The 22,715-nt window shown below is 51.0% G+C and carries 21 protein-coding genes; 12 read left to right on the top strand and 9 right to left on the bottom strand.

Annotated features, from left to right (window positions below):
• Positions 1 to 5 precede the first annotated feature (5 nt).
• The 6 genes from sgcC (at position 6) to aac(6') (ending at position 4,596) form a co-directional block, all read left to right on the top strand.
• Positions 6 to 1,319, top strand: a complete 1,314-nt coding sequence (gene sgcC, locus K8W53_RS11355) for a PTS sugar transporter subunit IIC SgcC (RefSeq protein WP_000460835.1) — start codon at positions 6 to 8, stop codon at positions 1,317 to 1,319.
• A gap of 13 nt (positions 1,320 to 1,332) precedes the next feature.
• Positions 1,333 to 2,139: a BtpA family protein SgcQ gene (gene sgcQ / locus K8W53_RS11350; RefSeq protein ID WP_000118615.1), complete on the top strand. Its 807-nt coding sequence runs from the start codon at positions 1,333 to 1,335 to the stop codon at positions 2,137 to 2,139.
• A gap of 131 nt (positions 2,140 to 2,270) precedes the next feature.
• Positions 2,271 to 2,708: an SgcA family PTS sugar transporter subunit IIA gene (sgcA, locus tag K8W53_RS11345; protein ID WP_023223758.1), complete on the top strand. Its 438-nt coding sequence runs from the start codon at positions 2,271 to 2,273 to the stop codon at positions 2,706 to 2,708.
• Between the two features lie 11 nt (positions 2,709 to 2,719).
• A complete protein-coding gene (locus K8W53_RS11340; RefSeq protein WP_000600602.1) occupies positions 2,720 to 3,352 on the top strand; it encodes a ribulose-phosphate 3 epimerase family protein in 633 nt (210 codons plus the stop codon).
• Between the two features lie 15 nt (positions 3,353 to 3,367).
• Entirely contained in the window at positions 3,368 to 4,159 is a 792-nt protein-coding gene (locus tag K8W53_RS11335; RefSeq protein WP_023195771.1) for a DeoR/GlpR family DNA-binding transcription regulator, read from the top strand.
• Positions 4,159 to 4,596, top strand: a complete 438-nt coding sequence (gene aac(6'), locus K8W53_RS11330; protein WP_208207295.1) for a cryptic aminoglycoside N-acetyltransferase AAC(6')-Iy/Iaa — start codon at positions 4,159 to 4,161, stop codon at positions 4,594 to 4,596. Before K8W53_RS11335 ends, aac(6') begins: the two co-directional genes overlap by 1 nt.
• Before the next feature lie 140 nt (positions 4,597 to 4,736).
• Here the strand turns inward: aac(6') and K8W53_RS11325 are convergent, their stop codons facing one another.
• Positions 4,737 to 5,990, bottom strand: coding sequence for an enolase C-terminal domain-like protein (locus K8W53_RS11325; protein WP_000067287.1), 1,254 nt, complete (start codon positions 5,988 to 5,990; stop codon positions 4,737 to 4,739).
• A gap of 337 nt (positions 5,991 to 6,327) precedes the next feature.
• Between K8W53_RS11325 and K8W53_RS11320 the strand changes: the two genes are divergently transcribed.
• From K8W53_RS11320 to K8W53_RS11305, 4 genes are all read left to right on the top strand, one after another.
• Positions 6,328 to 7,095: an SDR family oxidoreductase gene (locus tag K8W53_RS11320; protein WP_161399798.1), complete on the top strand. Its 768-nt coding sequence runs from the start codon at positions 6,328 to 6,330 to the stop codon at positions 7,093 to 7,095.
• Between the two features lie 83 nt (positions 7,096 to 7,178).
• Positions 7,179 to 8,540, top strand: a complete 1,362-nt coding sequence (locus K8W53_RS11315) for an MFS transporter (RefSeq protein ID WP_000648129.1) — start codon at positions 7,179 to 7,181, stop codon at positions 8,538 to 8,540.
• Entirely contained in the window at positions 8,509 to 9,600 is a 1,092-nt protein-coding gene (idnD, locus tag K8W53_RS11310; RefSeq protein WP_023182162.1) for an L-idonate 5-dehydrogenase, read from the top strand. The genes K8W53_RS11315 and idnD overlap by 32 nt, the downstream gene beginning before the upstream one ends.
• Before the next feature lie 90 nt (positions 9,601 to 9,690).
• Entirely contained in the window at positions 9,691 to 10,410 is a 720-nt protein-coding gene (locus K8W53_RS11305) for a FadR/GntR family transcriptional regulator (RefSeq protein ID WP_000023779.1), read from the top strand.
• 177 nt (positions 10,411 to 10,587) lie between these two features.
• Here K8W53_RS11305 and K8W53_RS11300 read toward each other — a convergent pair whose 3' ends face one another.
• The 4 genes from K8W53_RS11300 to K8W53_RS11285 all read right to left on the bottom strand — a co-directional run bounded on the left by K8W53_RS11300 (position 10,588) and on the right by K8W53_RS11285 (position 16,134).
• Positions 10,588 to 11,163, bottom strand: a complete 576-nt coding sequence (locus K8W53_RS11300) for a YceI family protein (RefSeq protein ID WP_023223833.1) — start codon at positions 11,161 to 11,163, stop codon at positions 10,588 to 10,590.
• Positions 11,164 to 11,358: 195 nt separating this feature from the next.
• Entirely contained in the window at positions 11,359 to 13,014 is a 1,656-nt protein-coding gene (locus K8W53_RS11295; RefSeq protein ID WP_023223832.1) for a glucan biosynthesis protein D, read from the bottom strand.
• 219 nt (positions 13,015 to 13,233) lie between these two features.
• Complete coding sequence (locus K8W53_RS11290; RefSeq protein WP_052939384.1) at positions 13,234 to 14,742, bottom strand: carboxylesterase/lipase family protein; 1,509 nt, start codon at positions 14,740 to 14,742, stop codon at positions 13,234 to 13,236.
• Between the two features lie 48 nt (positions 14,743 to 14,790).
• Positions 14,791 to 16,134 carry a VOC family protein gene (locus K8W53_RS11285; RefSeq protein ID WP_000024091.1) on the bottom strand — a complete coding sequence of 448 codons (1,344 nt, stop codon included), beginning with the start codon at positions 16,132 to 16,134 and terminating at the stop codon, positions 14,791 to 14,793.
• A gap of 292 nt (positions 16,135 to 16,426) precedes the next feature.
• Between K8W53_RS11285 and K8W53_RS11280 the strand changes: the two genes are divergently transcribed.
• On the top strand, positions 16,427 to 17,350 hold the full coding sequence (locus K8W53_RS11280) for a LysR substrate-binding domain-containing protein (protein WP_000414259.1): 924 nt from the start codon (positions 16,427 to 16,429) through the stop codon (positions 17,348 to 17,350).
• Between the two features lie 60 nt (positions 17,351 to 17,410).
• On the opposite strand, the gene K8W53_RS11275 is transcribed toward K8W53_RS11280, so the two are convergent.
• From K8W53_RS11275 to K8W53_RS11265, 3 genes are all read right to left on the bottom strand, one after another.
• On the bottom strand, positions 17,411 to 19,036 hold the full coding sequence (locus K8W53_RS11275) for a methyl-accepting chemotaxis protein (protein ID WP_000528480.1): 1,626 nt from the start codon (positions 19,034 to 19,036) through the stop codon (positions 17,411 to 17,413).
• Positions 19,037 to 19,205: 169 nt separating this feature from the next.
• Positions 19,206 to 20,324 (bottom strand): S-(hydroxymethyl)glutathione dehydrogenase/class III alcohol dehydrogenase, encoded by a 1,119-nt coding sequence (locus K8W53_RS11270; RefSeq protein WP_000842141.1) that lies wholly within the window; start codon positions 20,322 to 20,324, stop codon positions 19,206 to 19,208.
• A gap of 31 nt (positions 20,325 to 20,355) precedes the next feature.
• Positions 20,356 to 20,631: a metal/formaldehyde-sensitive transcriptional repressor gene (locus K8W53_RS11265; protein WP_001120770.1), complete on the bottom strand. Its 276-nt coding sequence runs from the start codon at positions 20,629 to 20,631 to the stop codon at positions 20,356 to 20,358.
• A 518-nt stretch (positions 20,632 to 21,149) separates the two neighbouring features.
• Between K8W53_RS11265 and K8W53_RS11260 the strand changes: the two genes are divergently transcribed.
• Entirely contained in the window at positions 21,150 to 21,551 is a 402-nt protein-coding gene (locus tag K8W53_RS11260) for a hypothetical protein (RefSeq protein ID WP_023888773.1), read from the top strand.
• 128 nt (positions 21,552 to 21,679) lie between these two features.
• On the opposite strand, the gene K8W53_RS11255 is transcribed toward K8W53_RS11260, so the two are convergent.
• Positions 21,680 to 22,396: a hypothetical protein gene (locus K8W53_RS11255; RefSeq protein ID WP_001588428.1), complete on the bottom strand. Its 717-nt coding sequence runs from the start codon at positions 22,394 to 22,396 to the stop codon at positions 21,680 to 21,682.
• Between the last annotated feature and the right edge of the window lie 319 nt (positions 22,397 to 22,715).

The raw sequence follows: 22,715 nt of genomic DNA, 5'->3' as shown, positions 1-22,715 counted from the left end.
GCATTATGTTTGATTACATCCTGTCTCTCGGCGGCACCGTTTTTGTGCCCATCATTATGATTATCATCGGCTTAATCTTTCGTATTCCCTGGCTACAGGCGGTGAAAGCCGGGGTGACGGTCGGCATCGGTTTTGTCGGCATGGGGTTGGTGATCGTCATGGCGATCGACAGTCTCAGTCCGCCGATCAAAGTGATGATTGAGCGTTTTGGCCTGACGCTGCATGTGTTTGACGTCGGCGCCGGGCCCGCATCCGGCGTCGGCTATGCGACGGCCATCGGCGCGATGATCATTCCCGTTATCTTTCTGCTTAACGTCGGTATGCTGGTGACTCGTCTGACCAAAACCATGAACGTTGATATTTATAACTACTGGCACTACGCCATTACCGGAACGGTCGTCCAGTTGATGACCGGCAGTCTGATTTATGGCGTACTGGGCGCGATTTGCCACGCCGCCTTGTCGTTGAAAATGGCCGACTGGACGGCGAAACGAGTACAGAACATTGTGGGTCTGGAAGGGATTTCTATTCCGCAAGGGTATGGCTCCAGTTCCGTGCCGTTGTTCGTATTGCTGGATGCGATATACGAAAAAATACCGTTTATGAAAGGACGCAATATTGACGCTCAGGAGATCCAAAAACGGTATGGGATGGTTGGTGACCCGGTGATCATTGGCGTTGTTCTCGGGCTGATCTTCGGACTTGCCGCAGGCGAAGGCTTTAAAGGGTGCGCAACCTTAATGATTACCGTGGCGGCGATTATGGTGCTGTTTCCGCGCATGATTCGCCTTATCGTTGAGGGATTAATGCCCATTTCCGACGGCGCGCGTAAGTTCTTCCAGAAACACTTTAAAGGGCGCGAAGTCTTTATCGGTCTGGATACCGCAGTGACGTTAGGCCACCCGACCACCATCGCGGTTGGACTGCTGTTAATTCCCATCATGTTAATTCTGGCGAGCATACTGCCGGGCAATAAAGTCCTGCCGCTGGCTGATTTACCGGTTGCGCCGTTTTTTATCTGCATGGCCACGGTTATTCATCGCGGCGATCTGATTCGTACTCTGCTCAGCGGCATCATTGTCATGATTACCGTTCTGCTGATCGCCACCCAGTTCGCACCGTACTTTACCGATATGGCACTCAAAGGCGGCTTTAGCTTCGCCGCTGAAAACGCGCAAATTACTGCACTGTCGGTGGGAAATATGTTTGGCTGGTCAATATCTGAATTGATGTCGCTGGGCATGATTGGCGTGGTTATTGTGGTCGGCATTGTCGCCAGCATCATACTTGTCTTACGTAAACGTGAACTACCGGAATAAGGAGCAACCCAGAATGAGTTGGCTAAAAGAGGTAATAGGAACAGAAAAAGCCGTTATCGCCATGTGCCATTTACGGGCGCTGCCGGGCGATCCCGGGTTCGATACCAGGAAAGGCATGAACTGGGTAATTGACCGCGCCCATGACGATTTAATGGCGCTACAAAATGGCGGCGTGGATGCGGTGATGTTCTCCAACGAATTTAGTCTGCCTTATTTAACGAAAGTCAGACCGGAAACGACCGCCGCGATGGCAAGAATCATCGGTCAGTTAATGAGTGAAATCCGCGTACCGTTTGGGGTAAACGTGTTGTGGGACCCTGTGGCCTCGTTTGATTTGGCGATGGCGACCGACGCAAAATTTATTCGCGAAATTTTCACCGGCGCTTACGCCAGCGATTTTGGCGTCTGGGATACGAATGTCGGCGAAACCATTCGCCATCAGCATCGCATCGGCGCAGGCCACGTGAAAACGTTGTTTAACATCGTTCCGGAAGCGGCGGTGTATCTGGGTAACCGGGATGTCTGTTCAATTGCGAAATCGACCGTATTTAACAATAACCCCGATGCCCTGTGCGTCTCGGGGCTGACGGCGGGCGCCCGCACGGATAGCGCCATACTGAAGCGGGTAAAAGAGACCGTCCCCGACACGGTCGTGCTGGCAAATACCGGGGTGTGTCTGGAAAACGTCGAGGAGCAGCTCTGCATTGCCGACGGATGCGTAACGGCAACCACGTTTAAAAAAGACGGCGTCTTCGCCAACTTTGTTGACCAGGCGCGCGTGGCGAAGTTTATGGAGAAAGTACGCCATATCCGACAATAAAATGGGGATAAGCAAAACGCTTATCCCCTGCAGAGAGCGATAACTCTTCTGCCGATCTCCGTCGCCTTCGCCAAAAGACACGTCGGGGATCGGTTTCAGAGTAACCCGAACCGGCAAGGAGTCAACGATCGATGATTAATGATGTTAAGTGGGTTCAGGCGCAACGCCATGCCAGCGACTGGCGACACGCGCTGGATATCGCCGTTCGTCCGCTGATTACCTTCGGCGCGGCGGCCCCCTGCTACCTGGACGGTATTATTGAGAACACCCTTAAATGGGGGCCATATTATCTTATCGCGCCGGGGATTGCGCTGCCCCATGCCAGACCGGAGCAAGGCGCTAACCATAATCAAATCAGCCTCACTACGTTAGCAACGCCGGTCGCTTTCGGCAATGCGGATTGCGATCCCATCTGGCTGTTGCTTTGCGCCAGCGCCACGGATGCCGAAGCACATATTCGCACCATTCAACGCATCAGCCAGTGGCTCGACTCGCCGGAAAGCGTCGCGATGCTGCAAGATGCGCCAAATGACGCCGCGCTTTTCGCGCAATTAACCGCATTGCGCTGATGGAGGTTTCGATGATCCTGCACCCTTCACTGGCCTCCGCCGATCCGCTGCGCTATGCCGAGGCGTTGACCGCTTTACACGATGCGCCCCTCGGCTCGTTGCATCTGGATATCGAAGATACCAGTTTCATCAACAATATTACCTTCGGTATGAAAACCATTCAGGCAGTCGCACAACACACTCGCCATCCGCTCTCATTTCACCTGATGGTCTCATCACCGCAACGCTGGTTACCCTGGCTTGCAGCTATTCGCCCCGGCTGGATTTTCATTCATGCCGAAAGCGTGCAAAACCCCTCGGAGATTCTGGCGGATATTCGCGCTATCGGGGCGAAAGCAGGACTGGCGCTTAACCCGGCAACGCCGCTATTGCCTTATCGTTATCTGGCATTGCAACTGGATGCGCTGATGATCATGACCAGCGAACCCGACGGGCGCGGACAGCAATTTATCGCCGCGATGTGTGAAAAAGTGAGCCAGAGCAGAGAGCATTTCCCTGCTGCGGAATGCTGGGCGGACGGCGGTATTACACTTCGCGCCGCACGGCTGCTTGCCGCCGCAGGCGCACAGCATCTGGTGATTGGCCGGGCGTTGTTCACGACGGCGAACTATGATGTGACGTTGTCACAATTCACCGCGCTATAAAGGAGTCATATGCTGATGAGCCAACAGCGCCCCGACCGTATCAAACAGATGTTGCATTACCTTTGGCAACACAGGCACCTCTCAACACAACAAGCTATTGAGCTTTTTGGCTATGCAGAGGCAACCGTGCGCCGGGATTTTCACTATATTGCCAGCCGTTATCCCGGTATGGTTCGCGGCCATGGTTGTATTGACTTCGACGACAGTACGGAAGATAAAGAATATGTTTTCGACGTTAAGCGAACGTTACAAAGTGAGGCGAAACGCGAAATCGCTGCCCTCGCCCGTACGTTCATCAAGGATGGAGACTGCTTTTTTCTCGACTCCGGCTCCACCTGTCTGGAACTGGCAAAATGTCTGGTCGACGCCAAAGTAAAAGTCATTTGCAATGACATCAAAATCGCTAATGAACTGGGTGGCTTCCCACACGTAGAGAGTTACATTATCGGCGGACTGATTCGCCCCGGTTACTTTTCGGTGGGCGAGAGTCTGGCGCTGGAGATGATTAACGCCTTTGCCGTTGAACGCGCCTTTATCTCCTGCGATGCGCTGTCGATTGAAACGGGCATCACCAACGCTACCATGTTTGAAGTGGGCGTTAAAACGCGCATTATTCAGCGCTCACGCGAGGTCATATTGATGGCCGATCACTCAAAGTTTGATACTGTAGAACCCCATGCGGTGGCGACGCTGTCCTGTATTACTACCATTCTTAGCGACAGTGCGCTCCCGTCTGCTATCGCCCGACGTTATCAGCAAGCGGGATGCCGTCTCATCATGTCAGACCCCTCATCAGGAGTGCGTTAATGGACATCAGGCAAATGAACAGAACCCATCTGGATCACTGGCGCGGATTGCGAAAACAGATCTGGCCTGGTCACCCGGATGACGCCCATCTGGCGGACGGCGAAGAAATTCTGCAAGCCGATCATCTGGCATCATTTATTGCGATGGCAGACGGGGTGGCGATTGGCTTTGCGGATGCCTCAATCCGCCACGATTATGTTAATGGCTGTAACAGTTCGCCCGTGGCTTTCCTTGAAGGTATTTTTGTTCTCCCCTCATTCCGTCAACGCGGCGTAGCGAAACAATTGATTGCAGCGGTGCAACGATGGGGAACGAATAAAGGGTGTCGGGAAATGGCCTCCGATACCTCGCCGGAAAATACAATTTCCCAGAAAGTTCACCAGGCGTTAGGATTTGAGGAAACAGATCGCGTCATTTTCTACCGGAAGCGTTGTTGAGGAAAATATTCAGGCTCCTTATAGAGAAGTGGTCACTGATTAAAAAGCAGCCTCAATATACAATAATTCCTGTTTCTAAAACGGAGTCCATCAGGACGTCGGGAATAAGACCCGGCAGATGCATGCCGGGCCTTCATTGCTTACGGTCTTGAGGCCGTACCGTCTGGTGTGCGCGCCATTGTCCAGGATGGGATTCCCCCCTCGCACGGATATTTCGCCGCTTTGGCTTCATCAATGTCAATACCCAGACCCGGCTTATCGTTCAGATAGGCATAACCGTGGTCAATCTCAGGGCAGCCCGGGAAGACATCACGCAGCGCGTCGTTCATTGGCGTGTATTCCTGAATGCCAAAGTTCGGTGAACTCAAATCCAAATGCATATTGGCGCAAACCCCGACTGGAGAAATGTCGCCCGGCCCGTGCCATGCGGTGCGCACACCGTTCAGTTCGCTGTAGACAGCAAGTTTCTTCGCCGGCGTAATGCCGCCGATGGTACTCACGTGGCAGCGAATGTAGTCGATGAGCCTGTTGTCGATGAGCGGCTTCCACTCATTCACATTCACAAACAGCTCACCCATGGATATCGGAGTGGAAGACTGCTGGCGCAGCATTTTCAGCCAGTCGATGTTTTCCGGTGCCACCGGATCCTCAAGATAAAATAGTTGATACTGTTCAAGCGTTTTGGCCAGATTAATGGCAGTCACCGGGGTCACGCGCTCATGTACATCATGAATAAATTCGATGCTAAAACCGAGCTTGTTACGCAGGTGGTCGAACAGACGCGGAACGCTTTTGGCGTAGGCGTCCGGGTCAAAGTAGATGCCGGGCGTTTTGCTGCGCGGTGAACGTTTCGGCTGAATGTTCTTCGCACGTGCCAGCTGTGTGGCGATCAGTTTAAGGTCATCGGTCCCCGCACCGCCATACATTCCCATCTGGCAGCGAACGTACTGATAACCCTCTTCCATTCTGGCTCGGATGTTATCTTCCACTTCAACTTCATCACCACCATCGGTGTGGCAGTACAGTGGGATCCCATCACGACATTTGCCGCCCAGCAGATCATAAACTGGCATCCCCGCTAGCTTACCTTTGATATCCCACAGTGCCATGTCCACGCCGGACAATGCATTGTTCATGATCGGGCCATTGCGCCAGTAGCCGCTCACCACGCCTGACTGCCAGATGTCCTCAATACGGGTCGGATCTTTGCCAACCAGAAAAGGCGCCATGTACTCATCGATCGCGCTTTTTACCGCGAAGATACGCTGGGTAAATGTCGCACATCCCAGCCCATACAGCCCTGGCTCGTTGGTTTCTATCTTAACGACTGCCAAATCAATGCCGCCCGGCGCCGTCAGAATCGTTTTCACGTTGGTAATTTTCAGGTTACTCACTTTCACTCCTTAACTCAGCGAATTTACCGCATGTCATACCGTTGTGGATGATACAACAGATATATGTAAGTTGTCCTACAACTTTATGCTGTTATATCACGCTTGTTTTACAGCGGATCGCTGCGAGTGCCATTCTGTGACAGCGATCAAACTGCGTTAAATTCAAATCAAATATATACATATAATTCAATTAATTAATATTAATTACGCGGTCGCTATGTGGAGCTGTTTGTGATCCTTGTTGCAAATTCATGGGTGAACTGTTGATTTTATCAGGGCGAAAATTCAACCTAAAAAAGGATAGTCGTCATACAAATTAAACAAGTGAGGAAACAACATGACCGCTTTATTTGATTTAACTGGGAAAACGGCACTGGTAACGGGTTCTGCACGAGGACTGGGCTTTGCCTACGCAGAGGGTCTTGCCGCTGCGGGTGCACGGATTATCCTGAATGATATTCGCGCCACGCTGTTGACCGAATCAGTGGATACGCTGACCAGAAAAGGCTACGACGCGCATGGCGTGGCTTTTGACGTCACCGATGAACTGGCGATTGAGGCAGCTTTTAGCAAACTTGATGCAGAAGGGATCCATGTTGATATCCTGATCAATAACGCCGGTATTCAGTACCGCAAACCAATGGTCGAGCTGGAGCTGGAAAACTGGCAGAAGGTGATCGACACTAACCTGACCAGCGCATTTTTAGTCTCCCGCTCGGCGGCAAAACGGATGATCGCCCGCAACAGCGGCGGCAAAATTATTAATATCGGCTCGCTTACCAGCCAGGCGGCCCGCCCGACTGTTGCCCCGTACACGGCAGCAAAAGGCGGCATCAAAATGCTCACCTGCTCGATGGCTGCTGAATGGGCGCAGTTTAATATCCAGACCAACGCCATTGGACCTGGCTACATTCTGACCGACATGAACACCGCGCTTATTGAAGACAAGCAGTTCGATAGCTGGGTGAAAAGCAGCACCCCTTCTCAACGTTGGGGTCGTCCGGAAGAGCTCATCGGCACCGCCATCTTCTTATCATCCAGAGCATCAGATTATATCAACGGGCAGATTATTAACGTCGATGGTGGCTGGCTCGCAGTTTTATAAGTCGCTCACACTCTACCGACTCGCCTTTAAAATTGATGGCATGTGTTTACCCCGATGCATGCCGATATAACACAGGTATTATTATGAAGGCTTCAAGACAACGACTCTTTATTCTCACATTGCTGTTTATTGTGACTGCAATTAATTATATGGATCGCGCCAATCTTGCCGTTGCTGGTTCGAATATCCAGAATGATTTCAGTCTGACGCCAACACAACTGGGTTTGCTTTTCTCCATGTTTACCTGGGCCTACGCTGCCAGTCAAATTCCTGTCGGCTATGTTCTTGATCGCATTGGCTCACGTATTCTTTATGGTGGTGCGATTATTCTGTGGAGTATTTTTACCTTTATGATGGGGTTCGCCTCACACCATTTATTCGCGACGGCAACCGCTTCATTTGCAATGCTTCTGGCCTGCCGCGCATTAATTGGTGTTGCCGAAGCGCCATCCTTCCCGTCTAACACAAAAATAATCGCCACCTGGTTCCCGGACCATGAACGTGCCCGTGCGACCGCAATTTATTCCAGTGCACAATATATCGGTCTCGCGTTGCTGACGCCTGCCCTCGCCTTTATTGTGGCTAACTACGGTTGGGAAATGTCGTTTTATCTGTCCGGTGGCGCCGGGATTCTGTTTGGCATCTACTGGCTTATGTATTACCGCGATCCACAGCACAGCACTGCTGTGAACCAGGCCGAACTGGATTATATTAAAGCAGGCGGCGGCTATGGCTCGGAGAACCAATCCTCCGTAAGTGCAAAAATCAGCTGGCAAAATATTAAATTCTTCCTCAGCAAAAAAACGATTTGGGGTTTGTTCATCACCCAGTTTGCCTGCTCGTCTACGCTCTATTTTTTCCTGACCTGGTTTATTGTTTACCTGGAAAAAGGACTGCATCTCTCTATTTCCAAAGCCGGGATAGGCGCCATGCTGCCCTATATTATGGCGATGCTTGGGGTGCTCTGTGGCGGTACGCTAAGCGACATGCTGCTGAAAAAAGGAAAATCCCGAACGCTGGCACGAAAATTACCCGTTATGGCTGGCCTGTGCGTTACCATGATTATTGGCCTGGTCAATTTCTTTGAAAACCAGCCGGTTATTGCGATTGTCATTCTGTCTGTTGCGTTCTTTGCCAACGCCTTTTCAAACCTGGGCTGGGTGGTCTGGAGCGATGTAATTCCCCGTAATTTTCTTGGCACTATGGGTGGCTTTTTAAATATTTGCGGCAACCTTTCGGGGATCGTTAGCCCAATTGTTATTGGGGTTATTCTCCAGCGCACGCAAAACTTCCAGTATGCCATGTGGTATATCGCAGGCGTCGCCGGACTGGGCTTATTAGCCTACATATTCCTGGTGGGCAAAATTGAAGTGATCCTGCCTGAAAAAAAGAATGCCGACACTGTGGATAAGAATGCCATTAACCCGGCAACTGCCAACAAATAATGAGGTCATTATCAAAATGGAAAAAATAACCTGTAACGCTTGTCTGGCCCATGCGGAAAAAGACGTACGCTTTGAATCACGTGAAATCGAGCACAGTGAACATGACGTCGTCGTGAAGGTCGCCTGCGGCGGCATCTGTGGCTCTGATATTCACTACTATCAGCATGGCCGCGCGGGGATGTCTGTCCTCAAGCATCCGATGGTGATTGGCCATGAGTTTGTTGGCGTGATCAGCAAAGTGCCAGCAGGCAGCGACCTGAAAGTGGGCCAGACGGTTGCGGTGAACCCGTCCAGCCCCTGCAATCAGTGCGAGATGTGCCTTTCCGGCCATCAAAATCTGTGCGGCTCCATGCGCTTTATGGGCAGCGCGCAGTTCAATCCGCATGTGAATGGCGGTTTTTCTGAATACGTGGTGGTAAAACCGGAGCAATGCATTCCTTACGACAGGCGCGTGCCCGCAAACGTGATGGCCTTTTCGGAACCGCTAGCGGTCGCCATTCATGCAGTAAAAAAGGCAGGCCAGTTGACCGGCAAACGCGTACTGGTGATTGGCGCAGGCCCCATTGGTTGTCTGATCCTCGCGGCGGCACGCAGTGCCGGAGCATCTGAACTGGTAGCATCCGATCTCAGCCCACGCTGTCTGGAACTGGCACGCCAGATGGGGGCCACAGCGGTGATGGATCCGCGCGATGAAGAACAGGTTGCCCATTATCAGCAGCATAAAGGCTACTTTGATGTCGTGTTTGAGGCCTCCGGCGCGCCGATTGCCGTGGCATCCAGCGTCGACTTCACCCGCCCTGCCGGCACTATCGTTCAGGTGGGGATGGGCGCCAGCCCGGTAAGCTGGCCGGTGTCAACGATGCTGGTTAAAGAACTCAACTGGGTCGGCTCATTCCGTTTTATCGGTGAGTTCATCACCGCGGTACGCTGGCTGGAAGATGGGCGCGTCGATCCTCGCCCGCTTATCAGCGCCGAGTTCCCGCCCCAGCAAATTGAAGACGCGCTGATTACCGCCACAGACAAAAATGTCTCTGCTAAGGTACTCATTCGTTTCGATTAACAGTGTAAAGCGCCCGGCCGGGCGCTTTGTTCTTAAAAGAGAATTGTTATATAATAAAGCACTTCGGCGACATCTTAACGGATACCCATCTTGAGCATAAAATCCATTCAAAAACAGAATGTTGTAAATGAAATTTATGATCAGATAAGCAGCAAACTGCTGGACGGCAGTTGGGCGCCGGGTAGCCGTTTGCCCTCAGAAGCGGAACTGACCGCCTCATTTAACGTCAGCCGGGTCAGCGTTCGCAGCGCAGTACAGCGTTTTCGTGACCTGGGGATTGTGGTGACGCGTCAGGGCAGCGGCAGCTACGTGAGCGAAAACTTCACCCCGCAGATGTTGAGTAACGATCCCCGCCCAATCATGCACCTTAGCCGCGAAGAGTTTCACGATATGATGATTTTTCGTCAGACCGTGGAGTTCAAATGCGTGGAGCTCGCCGTCACACACGCCACCGATGATGACATTCGCCAGCTCGAGGAAGCATTGAACAACATGCTGATCCACAAAGGTGATTATAAAAAATACTCGGAAGCGGACTACGAGTTCCATCTGGCGATTGTCAGGGCATCGCACAACAGCGTGTTCTACAACGTGATGAGCTCGATTAAAGACATCTATTACTACTATCTTGAAGAGCTTAACCGTGCGCTGGGTATTACCCTTGAAAGTGTGGAAGCCCATATCAAGGTCTACATGTCGATAAAGAATCGCGATGCCAGCACGGCCGTCGAAGTGCTCAATGAAGCGATGTCAGGCAATATTATTGCGATCGAAAAAATCAAATCTACAGAGACATCAGGGACAAAATAACCGTTGGTTACAAGCTCAAGTAGTAGAACAATTTAACATATCTGAATCCGAAATAGTTGCCATCAACTATTTAGTGACATAGTCCCACTTTAAAATCGTGGCAGTGCGGCCTGAAATCAGCGAAGCTTCAAATAGCCGATCCCCCTTAACATACAATAATTTTCATCATCATTCCCTTTATTGCTTAACCGCTTCTGCCTGGATTTTTATATCGACAACTTTCGTCATCCCCATATCGATCAGATAATCTACACCCCACTGGGTGCGATCTATTTGCGTGACAAAATCACCACCGCAAACCTGCGCCTTGAATATCGGGCTCATATAACAGCCAAACTTGGTGGTGGTTAAGGTGACGGGCTTAGTTACTCCCTTCATTGTTAACAAACCGTCAATAGAAACTGGTTTATTATCTTCAAAATGCCATTTTGTTGATTTAAATACTATTTCTGGATATTTTTCCGCATCCAGAATATCGCTACTGCGAATATGGTTATCAAACGCATCCACCCCGGTATTTAAGGCGCTCACGGGAATCGTCACACGCATCTCTGCGACTTGCTTTTCCGGCTGATATTTCAGTTCGCCGCTAATAGCATAAAACCCGCCATGATTGGTTGAGGTCTGGAAATGATCGATATTAAATACCGCATTGGTATGCGTATTATCAAATTTATATACATCTGCATGAGCAGCACTTAATAAACCCAGAGACAGGACAGCACCAAGAAAGCTCTTTTTCATTATATTCACTTTATATCTTAAATAAGGTGAAGCTATCTTAATGTTCCCTGTCCGCAGGATCGAGAGGGATAAACAGGAAGGACTGTTGCAAAAATAGAACGATGAAAAGGCCGTGTTACAAAAACAGCGGCTCACGAATGGGTTTATGCCAGGGCAATTTCCGCAACCTGTACCGCCTTTGTGGCGGTACAGAAGGCAAACTGACTAACGCATGATACGATCGTCGACATAACGGCGCTTATCCGGCGCGGGCGGGAAATACTGATACAGCCAGGTTTCGCTGATAGCCTCCCCCTGGCAGCGCAGGAACATACGCATATCCACCGGTGCCGTAGAATCCGAGGTCGGATACCAGTCAAACTGGATACGATAACCGTCGAAAGGCTCTACGTAGAGGATCTCAATCTGCTTCGCCTCGCCACTGGAGAGTGTAATTACCGGCTCAATGCCTTTTGGCGCGGCCGCTTTCAGATCGCCGCCGACAAAATCAATAGCAAAACGGCGCGCCCATTTATCCGGGTAACGCTCGCCCGGCGCCCAACCTTCGGGAAAGCCGCCCATCCCTGTACGGGTCGCCATGACCCGCGCAAGCGGGGATTGTACCGGCGGCTGCGCGCTCCAGTACAAACGATAATGGAACGCCAGCGTATCCCCGGCTTTGATCGCTTTTTCCGGCTGCCAGAAACAGACCACATTATCCAGGGTTTCGCCAGTGGTTGGGATCTCCATCAGGCTAACCGCGCCTTTCCCCCACTTACTGCGCGGCTCCACCCACAGGCTCGGACGTTTGTTGTACCAGCCCATCACATCCTGATAATGCGAGAAATCGCGATCGAGTTGCAGCAGGCCGAACCCTTTTGGGTTATCGTCCATATATGCATTGAACTGCAATTTCTGCGGATTATTCAGCGGGCGGCAAATCCACTCGCCGTTACCCCGCCACATCGCCAGCCGATCGGAATCGTGAATTTGCGGATGAATGGTGTCGCATACCCGACGTTCATTATTCCCACAGCTAAACATACTGGTCATCGGCGCAATGCCAAGTTGCTTTATATCTTTACGGGCGTAGAGATGGTTTTCTACATCCATGATCACCTGCGTTTTTTCGCAATGGATCACAAACTTATACGCGCCCGTCACGCTGGCGCTGTCCAGCAGAGCGTAAACGGTAAACGTAGTATCGCCCGGCTTCGCGGTGTCAAACCAGAAGGCGGTGAAGTCAGGGAACTCTTCCTGACCGTCAGTATAGGTATCTATCGCCAGCCCGCGAGCCGACAGGCCATACTGATAAGTATCATCTACCGCCCGGAAATAACTGGCGCCCAGGAAGGAGACAACATCGCGCCGCGCCAGTTCCGGCGCTTTAAAGACACGGAAACCGGCGAAACCGAGATCGCTCTGCCCTTCCAGTTGCGTCGTGTCGACGCCGGCATCGTTGTATTTAAACAGTTCCGGGCGAAAATGAATCTCGCGAGCAAGATGCGTCGTCGTATCAACGGAAAACATGCGTACGCGACGACGGAAGCCCATCCCTACGTGGAAAAACTGAATATCGAGCTGCCGGTTGGCAACACCGTTCCAGAGTGAATGCGCCGCGTCATACTGAATGCTGTTATAGGCCTGCGGCGTCAGATTGGCGAGCGTATCCGGCAAGGGTCCCGGCGCGCCGCCCCAGGGCTTTTTCGCTAACGCCTGGGCCATTGATTGCAGACCAGCAAAATCAAAACGGACAATTTTACCATCCGCAATATCGGATTCCGCGGCAAACGCCGCCTGAGAAAAGAGGGAAGCAATACCGCTGGAACCGCACACGGCGGCCATTGCCATTGAACCTTTAATAAATCGTCTACGATTCATACCTGAAAATGAGTCCTTCTGGTCTTGTGAATGGTCCCGCGCTGGTTTTTTCAGCAGCAAGAATGTGCCCGTTTCTGACCGCTCACTCTAGACAAAATTCATTAATAATCCAATTGTTGGTCGCCTGGAAACTGTGCAAAAGCGTAAATATTTTATGTCGATAAGAACCGACCGAATCGGATGTAAACCTCACGCAGCATTCTTCAGGTTATGAAAAGTTTATTCCAGACTAACGTGATGTTTCATGACTCGTTTAAACAGCGCCAGACGCGCACGCATAAAGCGGTTTTCCGCTTTAAAACCGGCAAGTTTGTTCAGCCCAATCCGCAACAGACGATCTCGCCCCCGAATGCTGGCGGGCCAGCGAACCGGGCCGTGCAGCACGTCGCGCGTGCGGCTGGCATGACGAGCGAAATTCACCCAGTAATCCGCCACCTGCGAGGCAAAGGCCAGGTCATTCTCATTCACATAATGGCATGTGGGCTCAGCCCGCGTTAACGTATCGAATACATACGGTATTTCATTGCCATGACAGGCGCCATTCGCGTAGGTGTTATGCTCCGCTTCGGCGACATAATCAAACCAGTAACGCCAGCACGGTTCGCCGATCCGCTGCTGCGCTTGCATGACGACATAACCCAACGTGGTAAATACCATATCCCGACAGACCTGCCGCCCTAGCGCTTCGTCGCCTTTCACTCCAGGATAAAGCAGCCGGATTAACCCCAGGCCAACACGCCGCTCACGGCGCATTTTTTGAATTTGACCGGCAATATCGACGCCAAAAACTGCCAATACGCTGGCTTCATCGCTATTCGAGCCGATCATCACCGGTATCGGATGCTGTTTCGCCGCAAAGAAGGTTTCCAGCATCGGATGCGGCAGCACGACGTCGCCGGAAATCGGCGTCGGCGCAATTTTAAAAGGCGCGTCCAGCGGCCAAAACGTCTCTGCCGGTAAAGCGCGTAGCTGTTCGGCAGTGGCATGGGCTAAGCCAAGATGTTCTGCCAGCGCAACGCCTTTTTTTAGCGCCACCTCGCGGGGCGTATCCGGCAGCGTATAACCACTCTGAATAATCGCTTTATGAAAAAGCCCCTTCGCCAACGGCGAAGCCATCAACGACAGCACGCTGCGGGCGCCGGCGGATTCGCCAAATAACGTCACATTCTGCGTATCGCCGCCAAACGCGGCAATATTGTCCTGCACCCAACGCAGCGCAGCGATTTGATCGAGTAAAGCGAAATTATGAATACACTCCGCCTCTTCGCCTTCCAGCGCCGGATGCGCGAAAAAGCCCAGATGGCCAAGCCGATAATTGACCGTCACCACGATCGCGCCGCGTTTCGCCAGCGCATGACCGTCATAGGGCGGCAAACTTCCCGCGCCAATAGTGTAACCGCCGCCGTGTAGCCAGACCATGACCGGCAACGGTTCATGACGTACGGCGGGAGCCCAGACGTTCAGGTAGAGACAGTCTTCGGAAAAATTTCCCGGATCGCCGCCACCGAGTTCGCGACACCAGGTAATATCCTGCCAACTGGCGCAGGAGAAACAATCCGCCTGGCGCACATCCTGCCAGGGCGTGACAGGCTGCGGCGCACGCCAGCGTAGCTCCCCTGTTGGCGGCGCGGCATAAGGTATACCGCGCCAGATATGGATTTCTTCCTGTACGACGCCCACGATTTTACCGTGACGCGTCGCCACCAGCGGGATGGAGGGATTCAACATAACGCCTTCCTTTTACAGTATCCTCACAGCCTGTGAAGCTTACCGCTTTTAAAGCAGACCGCAACGGCGTTTACTGCGTTCTTCCGCTTCCTGATATAACGAAAATTCATCCCGTACTGCACATCCCAGCGCCTGTTCAAAGGCGTCGCGGCTGGCATTGCCGTGGCTTCTTGCCAGCGTTTCATCTCCCAAATTCGACTGGAAAATGCCGGCTGCGCTGACCGGAAGAAAATCTTCATAGGTAATCGGCTGCGCGATCACCCAACCGCGCTCAATAAGCGGCTGCGGATCGTCGCCAGGATGGATCGCCTGACGATGCGCCTCGCCGGAAGGCGTTAAGCGATAGCGGAACCAGGCAAGCCCCTGCTGGCGAAGCAGAAATTCGCTATCCGGAAAGGCGTTAAATACCTCCCGCAAATGGAGTTGATGCGTGAAGTTATCCTTACCCGTTCCCGCCTTGTGCAACAGTTCGTCATATAATCGACGACCTTTTGGCGTCAGCGCGACGCCACGTTGCTCAATTTCGCCGAAGCGCGCCGTGTGCGTACCCTGCTTTTCATCAACGAAGAGCACCTGCTCTTCCAGGGCTTTGAAACTGGTTTGCCGCAACAGAATAGGCACTTCGCGGCGAGGCGGACCTTCGATAAGAATTTTAGGCGTAATGCCGCACTCCGGCATCATGGCCTGTACCCGGTCGATATCCAGAGTACGTGGCGTCAGATGGTTAATGTGACATCCCGGAAAACAGACCACGTCGGCAATTAAACGATGCTCACGATGCAGGCTGCGGTACGTTTCTTCATCAACGGTAGCCTGACGATGCCAGCGAAAAGTCTCCAGCGTTTCACGGACGAACTCTTCGGCCTGAGCAGCGCTAAAACCGCCCTGCTCGTCGTACTCATCCAGCAATTGTCGGCAGCGCGATGTAAAAATATCCCGCTGCGATAAGATTTCCGCCGCCCGCTGGCGTAATGCCGCGTTTTCAATGAGCTCCAGGCGTAATAGCGAAGTGAACATGCGAAAGGGATTACGCGAGAGCGAAGCCTCGTCAATGGGACGAAATGCCGTGGAGTGCACAGGCACGCCCGCCTGAGAGAGATCGTAATAACTTACTGGGTACATCCCCATGATGGCGAATATCCGACGCAAGGTAGAAAGTTCTTCTGCGGTGCCAACACGAATGGCGCCATGTCGTTCCACGTTCAATCGCGCCAGTTCATCGGCATTAGCCAACTGCTCATGCAGTTTGGGATTATTTTCCAGCACCGCCAGATTCACGTCAGCCACAAGTTCCAGTAACGTACCGTACTGCGGAACTTCCTGCTGGTACATTGCCGACATTGCCTGCGAAAAGTGTTCCCGAATCTCATCTGCCGTGATGGTGTTCGCCATAATGTCATGCCTCCAGTGAATGTTACCTGGAGTGTAGAAAACCTCATCCATTCCGGGGAGAAGAATTTATAAAGTGTGATCCGACCTGAATTCATTATGCAGAACGGATTGACATGAGCTGGCATATCCCCGACCAGATCGCGGCTTAACACGCTTAACGGCAGTTGAATCATCAGTAAAATAAAACAGTTGTAACTTGAAATGGTAAAATGTTAATAATATTTTGCTATCAGGTTATCAAAAACAAACAACTTTACTTGTCACCCGCACGGCTCTGTTTTTAACATCGCTTATGGAAAAAAATGGTCTGTTTAGTCAGCGCATTCGGTTGCGCCACCTTCATACATTTGTCGCCGTTGCGCAACAGGGAACTCTGGGGCGCGCGGCTGAAACCCTTAACCTGAGCCAGCCAGCGCTTTCTAAAACGCTGAACGAACTGGAACAACTCACCGGAACCCGTCTGTTTGAACGCGGGCGACTGGGCGCGCAATTAACGGTTCCTGGCGAACAATTTTTGACTCATGCGGTAAAAGTATTAGATGCATTGAATACCGCCGGGCAGGCGCTGAATCGCAAAGAGGACGCCAGCGCCGATGTGGTGCGTGTTGGCGCGCTCCCCACCGCTGCGCTGGGTATACTCCCGGCGGCTATTGGGCGGTTCCATCAACAGCAAAAATCGACCTCGTTACAGGTCGCGACCATGAACAATACGATGTTGCTTGCAGGTCTGAAATCAGGCGAGATCGATCTGGGTATTGGCCGTATGTCGGACCCGGAATTAATGGGCGGTTTAAATTACGAACTGCTGTTTTTAGAATCGCTTAAATTAGTGGTACGCCCCGGCCATCCCCTGTTACAGGAGACGATCACGCTCAGTCGGGTTATGGAATGGCCGGTAGTCGTCTCGCCAAAAGGCACGGTACCGCGCCAGAATGCGGAAGCCCTGTTGCAAAGCCAGGGGTGTAAAATGCCTGCCGGATGTATCGAAACGCTATCCGCATCGTTATCACGACAACTGACCGTAGATTACGATTACGTCTGGTTCGTCCCCTCTGGCGCGGTTAAAGAAGATCTTCGCCAGGCGACGCTGGTCTCATTACCCGTGCCGACCCAGAGCGCAGGCGAACCGATAGGTATTCTTACGCGAGTTGATATCCCGCTCTCAACCGGGGCGCAAATGCTGATTGCGGCGATCCGTAAATCGATGCCGCTGTGATAGCGGCTGTCGGAGAATAAACGCGCCCGCGGCTAAAATAGCCCGCTGGCGCGACGCTTACTAAAGGAAGGATGATCGCATCGTCGCGCCAGTATCCTGTAAATGAAACGCATCAACGGCTTGCGTCAAGCGGGCGGCCTGTTCTTCAAGCGAAGCCGCCGCCGCGGACGCCTCTTCGACCAGCGACGCGTTTTGTTGCGTAACCTTGTCCATCTCAGAAATCGCCTGACTGACCTGAACAATACCGCGACTTTGCTCATCAGAGGCTGCCGCGATATCGAGCATAATATCGGTGACGCGTTTGACGGCATCCACAATCTCATTCATGGTGCTCCCCGCAGCGATAACCTCTTCAGATCCTTGTTCAATCAGGCTGACCGATGCGCCGATCAAGCCTTCAATCTCTTTTGCCGCCTGCGCGCTGCGACTGGCGAGGGTACGAACCTCACTGGCGACCACCGCAAAACCGCGTCCTTGTTCCCCGGCGCGTGCCGCCTCGACCGCCGCGTTTAGCGCCAGGATGTTGGTCTGGAAAGCGATACTGTTAATGACGGCGGTAATTTCCGAGATTTTTTTCGAGCTGGTGGAAATATTCCCCATCGTTTGTACGACCCCGGAAACCATCTGGCCTCCGCGACTGGCTTTACCGGAAGCATCTTCCGCCAGTTTGCTGGCGTGATGCGCATTATCCGCATTCTGTTTAACGGTTGCCGTCAACTGTTCCATACTGGCCGCAGTTTGTTCAATGGCGGCAGCCTGCTGTTCAGTACGAGAAGATAAATCCGTATTACCAGCAGTAATTTCGCTGGTGCCTCGATAAATTTCCTCCGCCCCCTGACGCACCGCCCCTACCGTTTGTTGCAACGCATGCTGCATCTGCTGAAGATGATGACTCAGGCGACCAATTTCACTGCGTCCTGTGGGCTCGTCAGCCATGGTCAGATCGCCGGCCGCAATGCGTTCGATACGTGACGCAGACTGCTGCAAGGGTTGTATCACCGTGCGACGCAGCACCATGAAGGTCATTAACGTCAATACCAGCGCCAACGTAAATGCGCCAATCATAAACATCATACCGAGCCGGGTACGTTGGTAAGCCTGCTCGCTAAGTAGTCTCGCCCGCTCGGTGCGCAGTTCAATCGCTTTCAACAGGACATGGTTATATGCGGCATCCAGTTGTTTTGCCTGCTCGTTTTCATGATTAATGATCGCTTCGAACATGCCATTTTTGGCAAATTTCAGCATCGGTTGCAGGCCGTTGATATAGGCGGTGTAGCGGGCGTTTAACTCGTTATCCAGCGCATCATCGGCGGGTGTTTTCACCGCTCTGGACATATAAGCGTTAAAGCCGTCCTGAGACTGCTTGATCCGCGTTTCCGCAGCGGCAATATTGGCTTTCATTTCATCCATTTCGGCAATCCGGCTCGCCGCGCCAGCGTGGATCATATTGATACGTGCGGTACGTAAGTGGTTAGCGCTGTTGGATAATCCCATCCGTACCTGAATCTCGTCCGTGACATCACGCTGATCGCGATCGGCCTGTAACAGAAAATAGCCTGCCAGCCCGGCGCTCAAAGCAAAAAGAAGAAGGATGCCACCGAGAATGGAGGAAAACAGCGGAACCAGCCGAATATGATGCAGGAAGCCCAGTTTATGCGAGGCTTGCATCGAGAATGTGTTGCCCATGACCGTCGACTCTCTTGTAGGTTTAATGCGTAAAAACACGCCCGTTAGATAGTCATCGGCACTTCGTGACGTTTGCTTATCGCGAAAAGCATCGCCTTCGTCACATTTTCACAACATTCATTCCAGAAAATTCAGAAAAGCGCCAGCGGAAAATCCGCTGGCGGATGAATCAGTTATCGCCAAAGTGGATAACAGTACGGATGGATTTACCCTGATGCATCAGTTCAAAGGCATCGTTAATCTGCTCCAGCGGCAGGCGGTGAGTAATAAAAGGATCTAAACGGATTTTACCGTTCATCGCATCTTCTACCATCCCTGGCAGCTGCGTGCGCCCTTTCACGCCGCCAAAAGCGGAGCCACGCCAGACGCGACCGGTCACTAGCTGGAAGGGACGGGTTTTGATTTCCTGCCCTGCCCCCGCTACGCCAATAATAATGCTTTCGCCCCAGCCTTTATGACAACATTCCAGCGCTGCTCGCATCACGTTAACGTTGCCGATACATTCAAAACTGAAATCTACGCCGCCATCAGTAAGCTCAACAATAACGTCCTGGATCGGTTTGTCGTAATCATTCGGATTAATAAAGTCCGTGGCCCCCATTTCGCCCGCCAGCGTAAATTTTTCCGGATTCGTGTCGACAGCTAAAATACGCCCGGCTTTAGCCTGAACCGCGCCCTGAATAACCGCCAGCCCAATACCGCCTAAACCAAAAACGGCAACGGTGTCGCCCGCTTTCACTTTAGCGGTGTTATGGACGGCGCCAATACCCGTCGTCACGCCACAGCCCAACAGACACACTTTATCCAGCGGCGCCTGCGGGTTCACTTTCGCCAGAGAAATTTCCGCGCAAACGGTATATTCGCTGAACGTGCTGGTTCCCATATAGTGATAAACGGGTTCGCCGTTATAAGAAAAGCGGGTAGTGCCATCCGGCATCAGCCCTTTTCCCTGAGTGGCGCGTACGGCCTGACAAAGGTTAGTTTTACCGGACTTACAGAACTTACACTCGCCGCATTCCGCCGTATACAGTGGAATAACATGGTCGCCGGGTTTCAGGCTGGTGACCCCCTCGCCGACCTCAACTACCACGCCGCCGCCTTCGTGACCCAGGACTGCCGGGAATACGCCTTCCGGATCATCGCCGGAAAGGGTAAAAGCATCGGTATGGCAAACGCCGGTATGAGTGATTTTGACCAGAACTTCGCCTTTTTTCGGCGGCGCAACGTCAATCTCGACAATTTTTAACGGCTGACCGGGACCAAAAGCAACTGCTGCACGTGATTTCATATATCTCTTCCTGTTACGGTGAGGGAAATTGTTATTTTAGATAAGCGCGAAGAAGATGACCGATTTCCGCCATCCGAACCGCGCGCTGATCTGGCGTAGTTTCCCCGCTGACCAGCTCATCTTTCAGATGGATTTCAACCATTTCACTCATCAGGCCATTAGACGCGCCGCGCACGGCGGCAATCTGTTGCAGAATCGCCAGACAAGGTTCGCCAGACTCAAGCGCCCGCTCCAGCGCTTCGACCTGCCCGCGTATGCGACGAACACGGGTAAGGATACGTTTTTTATCTTCAGGTGAATGCGGCATTCGACCTCCATATACTATAGGGGGGTATACTATCAGAATTTTTACGTAATTGTAAAATTAAACACACTATAAAAATCAACCTCTTATAACTTGTCGGCATAGGCCATCAAGAATCAGTTCACATTCAGCATATTCAGCTTACGGGAACTTTTTCTGGCCACAGACAATAAACGCCAAAGCTTCCTTTCTAAGCTGCAATGTTCTGCCCGACTGGGGCACAGAGGTAATGCCGTGTGAATCCAGTCCCATTACCCAGAAGTAAATATTTGCTCAATAGTTTTTACTTACTCACCAGGTGGTAATGAATAAAGGTTATGATATGCAGATGTCAGTCTTGTAAGAACGTAACATCACAACTGCGATACACCGCCGACGGGTAGCAGAAATATCTCAACCCTGTGTCTTTCCAGGCTTAGTCAATGTGGACAAAAAATCAAATGAGCGTTATTTGAAAGATTTTTAATACCCAAAAGCGTCATCATTATTGTTAATTTGAAATCAATCTCAGGTAATAATCCATGCCTATTTCGATTTGTAAACATGGTGCTCCTTTTGTTGTTCAACATGAAAATCGGTACGGTTCCGGGGCAAGTCAGTCATCATTACTTTCAAAATCAATCCACCATATTAGCAACTCTCATGAGGCAATAAACTTTATAAGTTGCTATAGTGCAAATGGAAGCTGTTTTTCCAATGCACAGATGCTAGCCAATGCCTCAGGAAGCCCTGTTATAGGTTACTATGGGAAGGTAAATAAGTTAACAGCCAGTCTGGCTAATAGCGGTCGTATATTTCGCCCACAGCATAAGCTTGCGGCCAATATTTGTTATGTAGGTAATCGGCTTCTGAGCGGTCCAATTCAACTTGGGTTTGGCCTGAAACATCTGCTAACCTGTCACTCAAATGGTAATGTCAGATAAAGTGTCATGCCATGCCCTTCCCGGCATTGCTATTCCACAGCTTACAGATATGGGCGCTCAGTTCTTTCCTCAGTCGCTGCTATGGGAAGCTCTGGCGTCATTTCACGCTCTTGCCAACCAGTATTTTATTAAAGCCTGACTTTTACCAGAGTAATCTCATAAGAGTGCCCATCTTCTGGTCTAAAAATAATAAATCTATTGTTATTTTTAGTAAAGGATTTCGACAAAATAAAACTATCATGATATCTGGCCAGGACGTAGTACCAGCCTCCATCATACAATATCATTTCGTATTCTTTCTTTAATTGTGGCTTATAGATCCCAACAAAAAAAGAAAATATAAAAAAATATATAATAAAACCAAGCATAACTATAGTGAAACAATGCCTTCGCACCCAACTGAGTTGCGTAAAACAAATCACTGGCATCAATTTACTATAAAAACGCATCCCCACCGATAAGCATAAAGCCACCAGTAAAATGATAAAAAAAAGCTCCCACAAAAACGATTCTGTTAAGAGAGAAAACTCGATAACAATTGGAATAAAGAACAAAACCGCTGCCAAAAAAAGGCGTAAGAAGCTAAGGTCGTGGATACGTGCTTTTTGCTTTACTAGAAAAAACAATAGAATACCCACTCCCCATGCTATTATGAATATAGCCATCAGGCTAATCGCATGGAATAGACTTCGGGCAATGTTGTCAGGGCCGACGCCTACATACCACCACGGGAAACCATAGTACGCGGAGACGCCCCAGCCATAAAAATAGGCGCTCCCCCATCCCAGACCACCTAAATAGGCCAAAAGCATTGAAGAGTTTTTAATAATTGAATCATCACTCATTATAGTTAACTCACTTAAGAAATATTTAATATGAAAATAGAAATCAACACGTTATATACCCCCCCCTTGGAAATAATAGCTGGATGATAAGTTTACTTAATTTTCCTGAGTATCAAGCCAGCTCATACCCACGCCAGCACACTAAAATCAGGAGTGGCTACTTTTTTTAGAGCTTTGCCTTAACCAGACGCACAGTCAATAATGATAGCAGTCAGATAATATGTACCCGACATTAACCTCACGTTGTTGATGATATATTTACTTCGTTGAAAAATAATAAATATTGCATGTATTTTATTGGCGGCGACAAACTGTTAAA

It is taken from the genome of Salmonella sp. A29-2 (genome assembly GCF_020150755.1).
Taxonomy (GTDB): domain Bacteria; phylum Pseudomonadota; class Gammaproteobacteria; order Enterobacterales; family Enterobacteriaceae; genus Salmonella; species Salmonella enterica.
The sequence above is the reverse complement of the archived record's forward strand: the minus strand, read 5'-3'. Positions and strand labels throughout refer to the sequence as shown.